The sequence below is a fragment of the Trueperaceae bacterium genome (genome assembly GCA_031581195.1).
In the GTDB taxonomy this organism is placed as follows: Bacteria; Deinococcota; Deinococci; order Deinococcales; family Trueperaceae; genus SLSQ01.
Genome location: JAVLCF010000131.1, coordinates 1 through 5,998, shown reverse-complemented (window position 1 = coordinate 5,998; position 5,998 = coordinate 1). Strand labels below are relative to the sequence as shown.

At 75.4% G+C, this 5,998-nt stretch carries 6 protein-coding genes; all 6 read right to left on the bottom strand.

What is annotated here, in order from left to right:
* On the bottom strand, window positions 1-884 hold an 884-nt coding region (locus RI554_10145; protein ID MDR9392375.1), incomplete at its 3' end, for an ABC transporter permease.
* The gene (locus RI554_10140; GenBank protein MDR9392374.1) at window positions 877-1,839 is read right to left on the bottom strand and encodes an ABC transporter permease; all 963 of its coding nucleotides are present in this window, start codon (window positions 1,837-1,839) and stop codon (window positions 877-879) included. The genes RI554_10145 and RI554_10140, both read right to left, overlap by 8 nt.
* A 7-nt stretch (window positions 1,840-1,846) precedes the next feature.
* Window positions 1,847-3,448 carry an ABC transporter substrate-binding protein gene (locus tag RI554_10135; GenBank protein ID MDR9392373.1) on the bottom strand — a complete coding sequence of 534 codons (1,602 nt, stop codon included), beginning with the start codon at window positions 3,446-3,448 and terminating at the stop codon, window positions 1,847-1,849.
* Window positions 3,445-4,200, bottom strand: coding sequence for a class I SAM-dependent methyltransferase (locus tag RI554_10130; GenBank protein MDR9392372.1), 756 nt, complete (start codon window positions 4,198-4,200; stop codon window positions 3,445-3,447). Before RI554_10130 ends, RI554_10135 begins: the two co-directional genes overlap by 4 nt.
* A gap of 189 nt (window positions 4,201-4,389) precedes the next feature.
* Window positions 4,390-5,280, bottom strand: a complete 891-nt coding sequence (locus RI554_10125) for a cytochrome c biogenesis protein CcdA (protein MDR9392371.1) — start codon at window positions 5,278-5,280, stop codon at window positions 4,390-4,392.
* Window positions 5,277-5,888 carry a TlpA disulfide reductase family protein gene (locus tag RI554_10120; GenBank protein MDR9392370.1) on the bottom strand — a complete coding sequence of 204 codons (612 nt, stop codon included), beginning with the start codon at window positions 5,886-5,888 and terminating at the stop codon, window positions 5,277-5,279. Before RI554_10120 ends, RI554_10125 begins: the two co-directional genes overlap by 4 nt.
* Between the last annotated feature and the right edge of the window lie 110 nt (window positions 5,889-5,998).

Sequence of the window (5,998 nt, the reverse complement as noted above, 5' to 3'; positions counted from 1 at the left end):
CCGCCCCCCGTCCCCGAGCGGAGGCCGTCCGCCAACAGGTTGACGCCCAACACCGCCGCCGCCAACGCCGCGCCCGGGAACACCGACGTCCACCACGCCCGGTGCAGGTAGGGGCTCGCGACGTCCAGCAGGTAGCCCCAACTCACCCGCGTCGGGTCCCCGAACCCCAGGAACGACAGGCCGGCCTCGACCAGCATGGCGTTGCCCACCTGCAGCGCCGCGTACGCCACCGCCGGCCCCAGGGCCAACGGCAGGACGTGCCGCACCAGCCGCCGCACGGGACCCGCCCCCAGCGCGTGCGCCGCCGCGACGTGGTCCTCGACCTGCACCGCCAACACCCCGCTGCGCACGATGCGGGCCACCACCCCCCAACTGGTCGCGGCCAGCACCGCCACGAGGTTCGGTAGGCTCGCCCCGAACAACGCCACCACCGTGAGCGCCAGGAAGAAGCGCGGGAGCACCAGGGTGAGTTCGGTGAAGCGCATCAGGAGGGCGTCGGTCGCGCCGCCCACGAAGCCGGCGACGGCGCCCACCAGGATCCCCAAGGCCAGCGACGCGGCGGCGACCGCGACCCCGACGCCGAGCGACGTCGAGGCGCCGTGCAGGACCCCCGTCAGCACGTCCCGCCCGAGATCGTCGGTCCCGAACGGGTGCGCCGCCGACGGCGGCGTGAACGGCGCGCCGGTCGCTGCGAACGGGTCCGCGCCGCGCAGGTGCGGCCCGGCCACCGCCAGCACCAGGAAGGCGACCGTCAACGCCGCCCCGAGCGTGCGCGACGCGTTCGGGCGCCCTCGCGCCCCGCGGCGCGCCGCCCGGCGCAAGCGCCCGAGCGGGTGCGAGCCGGGCGGGGTGTGCAGCAGCGGGTTCGGGGCGCGCTCAGGCATCGCGCACCCGCGGGTCGAGCGCCGCGTAGAGCAGGTCGGCGAGCAGGTTCGCGAGCACCACCGCGACGGCCAACAGCAGCAGCGCCGCGGTGACGACTGGGAGGTCGCGCGCGAGCATCGCTCCGAGCATCACGCGCCCCACGCCCGGCCAGGCGAACACCGTCTCGACGAGCACCGACCCGGTCACCAGGAAGCCCATCTGCGCCGCGACGACGGTGACGACCGGGAGCAACGCCGTGCGCAACGCGTGCGCGCGCAGGACCCGTCCCGCGGGCAGGCCCTTGGCGAGGGCGGTGCGGAGGTAGTCGCGGTGCAGGACGTCCACGACGCTCGCGCGCGCCACCCGAGCGACCGGCGCGGCGTACTGCAGCGTCAACGCCGCCACCGGCAGCACCATGTGGTGCGCGACGTCCGCCAGCCGGGCTAGGCCCTCCGCGTCGCCGCGCAGCCCCTCCATCCCCTGCACCGGGAACCACGCAAGGCGGTAGGCGAAGACCAGGACCAGCAGCTGCGCCGTCCAGAAGACCGGCAGCGCCTGCCCCGTCAACGACAACGCGCTGAGCGCCGCGTCGCTGCGGCTGCCGTGCCGGCGCGCCGCCAGCGTGCCGAGCGTCGTACCGAGCAGCGTCGCGAGCAGCAACGCGGGCGCCACCAGCAGGAGCGTCGCGGGGAGCGCCTCGAGGACGACCGCCGCCGCGGGGCGCTGCAGCCGGTACGAGGTGCCCAGGTCGCCGCGCGCGACGTTCCCGAGGTACGCCGCGAAGCGTTCCGGCGCCGGCCGGTCGAGCCCGAAGCGTTCGCGCATCTCCGCGTAGTAGGCGGGGTCGCCGTCCTCCCCGGCGATCGCGACGATCGGGTCGCCCGGCGCCACCTCGATCATGCCCCACACGACCGCGGCGACGCCCAGCAGCAGCGGGATCGTCTGCAGCAGGCGTCGCGCGAGGTAGCCGCTCACGTCCCCCTCAGCGGTCCAGCCAGGTGCGGGTGAAGGCGCTCGTGCGGTGCGTCTCGACGCCGCGCACCGCCGGCGTCGACGCCTGGTGGTAGCGGCGTTCGATCAGCCACAGGTAGGGCAGGTCCTCGACGAGGCGGTGCTGCACCGCGTCGTACAGCGCGCGCCGTCGTTCGGGGTCGGGGTCGGTCGCCGCCTCGGCGAACAGCCGATCGACCTCCGCGTCGCGGTAGCCGGGGGCGTTCGAGAACGGGGCGGGCGCGACGTTGCTGGAGACGTGCATCGGCGCGACCCCGATCGACGGGTCGGCGTTGTTGCAGGAGCTGATGAAGCCGACGTCGAAGGCCCGGTCGCCGTACACCCGCGCGACGTAGCTGGCGCGGTCGAGGGCGACCATGCGGAGGTCCACCCCGACCTGCGCGAGGTCCTGGCGGATCGTTTCGGCGTGGCGGGTGAACATCGGGAAGTGCAGGAAGTCCGCCTCGAGGCGGACGCCGTCCGCGTCGGGCGGGAGGCCGGCCGCGTCGAGGAGGGTCTCTGCGCGCGCGGGGTCGAGCGGGTAGGTGGGCAGGTCGTCGGCGTGCCAGGCGTCCAGGTCGCTCGAGATCGGGCCGGTCGCGACGCGTCCCTGCCCGAAGGCGACGCGCTCGAGGAGCGTCGCGCGGTCGACGGCGTGCGCGAACGCCCGGCGGACGCGGGCGTCGTCGAACGGCGCGCGGTCGAGGTTGAAGGCGAGCTTGAATTGGCAGAACGACCCCCCCGCGCTGTGCGGCACCGTGCGCACGACGACGTCGTCGCCGGCCCGCGCCACCTCGCTCGCGGGGAAGCCGAGCACGTGGTCGACCTCGCCCCGCTCGAGGGCCAGCATGCGGGTGACGGGGTCGGGGATGATGCGGAAGGTCAGTGCGTCGAGGTACGGCAGGCCGTCCCGGAAGTAGGCGTCGTTGCGGACCAGGTCGATGCGGTCGTCGCGGCGGAAGCGTTCGAAGACGAACGGGCCCGTCCCGACCGGCGCGCGGTTCGCTTCGTGCGTCAGCGGGTCGCGCCCCTCGTAGAGGTGGGCGGGGAGGATCGGCGCTTCGCTCACGTCGAGGCGCTGCAGTAGCGCCGCGTACGGCGCGTCGAACACGAACTCGACGGTATGCGCGTCGGGCGTGCGGATCTCCTCCAGAAGGTCCCCGAGCCCGCCGCGCGTCCGGGTGTGGAAGCGCAGCAGGATCTCCTCGAACGTCACCCGCACGTCGCGGGCGGTGAACGGCTCGCCGTCGTGCCAGGTGACGTCGTCGCGGAGGTGGAAGCGGTAGATCCGGCCGTCCTCGAGCACCTCCCAGGCTTCGGCGAGCGCGGGGCGGGGGGTGCCGTCGGCGTCGAGGCGGACGAGGCCGTCGAAGATCGAGTCGGCGACGGCGTGCACGGAGCCGCCGGTCGTGATGGCGGGGTTCAGGTGCGCGACGGTGTCGAACATCGCGACGACCAGCGTGCCGCCGCGCGCGGGTTCGGCGTCGGCCTGCTGCGCGAGGGCGGCGGGGAGGGCGAGGGTCGCGAGGACGACCGCGAGGACGACCGCGAGGGCGCCCGTCCGCAACGCATGGAGGGGGGATCGGGTGTTCATCGGGGGACCTCCTGTGGGGGCGCGGCGGGCGCGTCGCGGCGGACGTAGTCGCCGTCGAGCCGCGTGATGGCGTGCCCGGTGACCGACGTCATGGGCCCCTCCACCGTGGCCACGCGCGGGACGAGGCCGACGGCGGCGAGTTCCGCGTCGGCCTCGGCCGGCGTGAGGAGGAGCGTGCGGCGGTGGCGCATGACGTCGTCGTACAGGTGGGGGGCGCCGGGGACCGGCGCCGGCGGGTCGTGTCCGGGGGCGGGGTTCGGCGTGAAGTGGCTCAGCAGCAACCGCCCCCCGGGCGCGAGGAGCCGGGCGATCCGGCGTGCGGTGGCGCGCCAGGCCCGAATGGAGGGCTGGATGTGCAGCACGCCGATCGCCAGGACCGCGTCGAAGGACGCGGCGGGGTAGCGCCCGAGGTCCTCGAACGGCCCGTGGTGGACCCGGGCCTCGGGGTCGGGGACGTGCGCCGCCAGCCGCCGCCGGGTCTCGCGCACCATCGCGGCGGAGGCGTCGAGGGCGTACACGTCGAGGCCGGCGTCGGCCAGCGCGACGGCGTTGCGCCCGCCGGCGCAGCCGACGTCCAGGACCCGCGCGCCGCGCAGGCCGGCGAGCTCGCGCAGCGTGCGTTCGTCGGCCGGCATGTCGGCGAAGCGGCGGACGGTCGCCTCGCGCTCCCAGAAGGGGGTGGCGTCGGCCTCGGATCCGGGCAGGACGCCGGGCGGTTCGGGGGACGGAGCGTGGGGGTCGTCGTCGGGCACGGCGCCTCCGATCGCGACGGCGCCCACCTGGGCGCTATCGCAAAGATTCGCAATTGCGTCGACGATAGCGGGGGCGGGGCGCCCACCGGGGGGACGAATATCCTTCGCGCCGGGAGCCCCCACCGCGGAGGGATGCGGCGCCGTCCTCGGGGCCTGCGAACCCGGGGCCGTCGACCCCGACGCGGGGGGTCACCCCCGCACGACCCCCCCGATCGTCAGCCAGTAGTACACGATGTACGCCCCCGCCAGGAGGAGCAGGCCGGCGCTGACCGGCCCGACCCACTTCAGGGCCCGGCGGGTGGCGGCCAGCAGGGCGCCCTCCGCGACGGCGAGGGACAGCGTCAACGCGATCACGAACAGGCCCATGCCGCTCGAGAACGCCAGCAACTGCCGGAGCGTCTGGGCCGCCCCGTCGAGGGTCAGGGTGGAGCCGACGACCGCGAGGAAGATCGGCAGCGTACAGCTGAGCGACGCGAGGCCGTAGGCGACCCCGAACGCCGCGTAGCCCCCCAGCCCGGGACCCCGCGCGCCGTCGCCGGCGCTGGCGCCGGCGACGCCCTGCGCGAGGCGCTCTCCGAACCGGGCGTAGAGGGTGCCGCCGGTCGCCGTCCAGGCGCCCACGGCGACGAGCAGCACGCCGGTCCCGAGCCCCAACCAGGGCAGCGCGTCGCCGACCGTGCGCGTCGCGAGACCCAGCGCGACGCCCGCCACCCCGAACAACGCCCCGAACCCGGCGGTGACCGCCAGGCCGACGAGCAACGCCTGCCCGAGGCGGGCGGGGAGGCCGGTGGGGGCGTCGCCGCCGCGCTGCAGGAACAGGCCCAGGTAGGCGGGCAGCATCGCGAAGCCGCACGGGTTCACCGCCGACACCAGCCCCGCCCCGAACGCGAACCCGAACGGCAGGACGGCGGCGAGGGCGTCGAGCGCTCCGCTGGAACCGGCCGCGAGGCCCTCCACGCCGGCGTTGAGGGCGCCGACGTTACCGGGCGTCCACCAGGCGCCGACGGCGGCGACGGCGAGGGTGGCGAGCGCCACCAGCACCGTCGGGGCGTAGCGACGGACGACGAGCGGGCAGCTCACGCGCCGCCCCCTGCGATCAGCGCCTCGACGGCCTCGCGGAAGCGGTCCTCGGCGAGGTAGCCGGTGTGTTTGTCCTGGATGGTGCCGCTTCCGTCGATGAAGACGGTGGTCGGCATGCTGCGCACCTCGTAGTCGCGCAGCGCGCCGTCGTCGAGCAGGTAGGCGGCGGGGTAGCGGATCGCGTACTCGACCAGGAAGTCGCGCGCGCCCGCCTGGCTGCCGAGCCCGGTGAAGCGGCCGACGTCCACGCCGACGAGGTGGAAGGCGTCGCCCAGCTCGTCGTGCACCCGCTGGAAGCCGGGCATCTCCTCGCGGCAGGGGGGACAGGACGACGCCCAGAAGTTCACGACGACCGGCGTGCCGTCGCCGATCAGGTCGTGCAGTTGGGCCTGCGAGCCGCCCAGGGCGTCCTCGCCCTGGTAGGCGACCATCGCGAAGTCGGGGGCCCGGTCGGCGCGCGCCGCGCCGACCAGGCCCGCCCCGAGCAGCGCGACGGCGGCGAGGGCGACGACGACGCCGCCCACCAGGACCCTCCGACCGCCTTTCTTGCCTCGTTCCACCTGGGCGGCGCGGGAGCCGGCCCGGCGTCGTTTCGCACGTTCGCTCATCGCGACCTCCAACGGCGCCCACCTGCGCGCCCGATACCCCCACAGGGTATATCACGGGGGCGGGGCACTCACGTCCGGCGTCCGCCGGGCCCGCGCGGCGCGATACGATG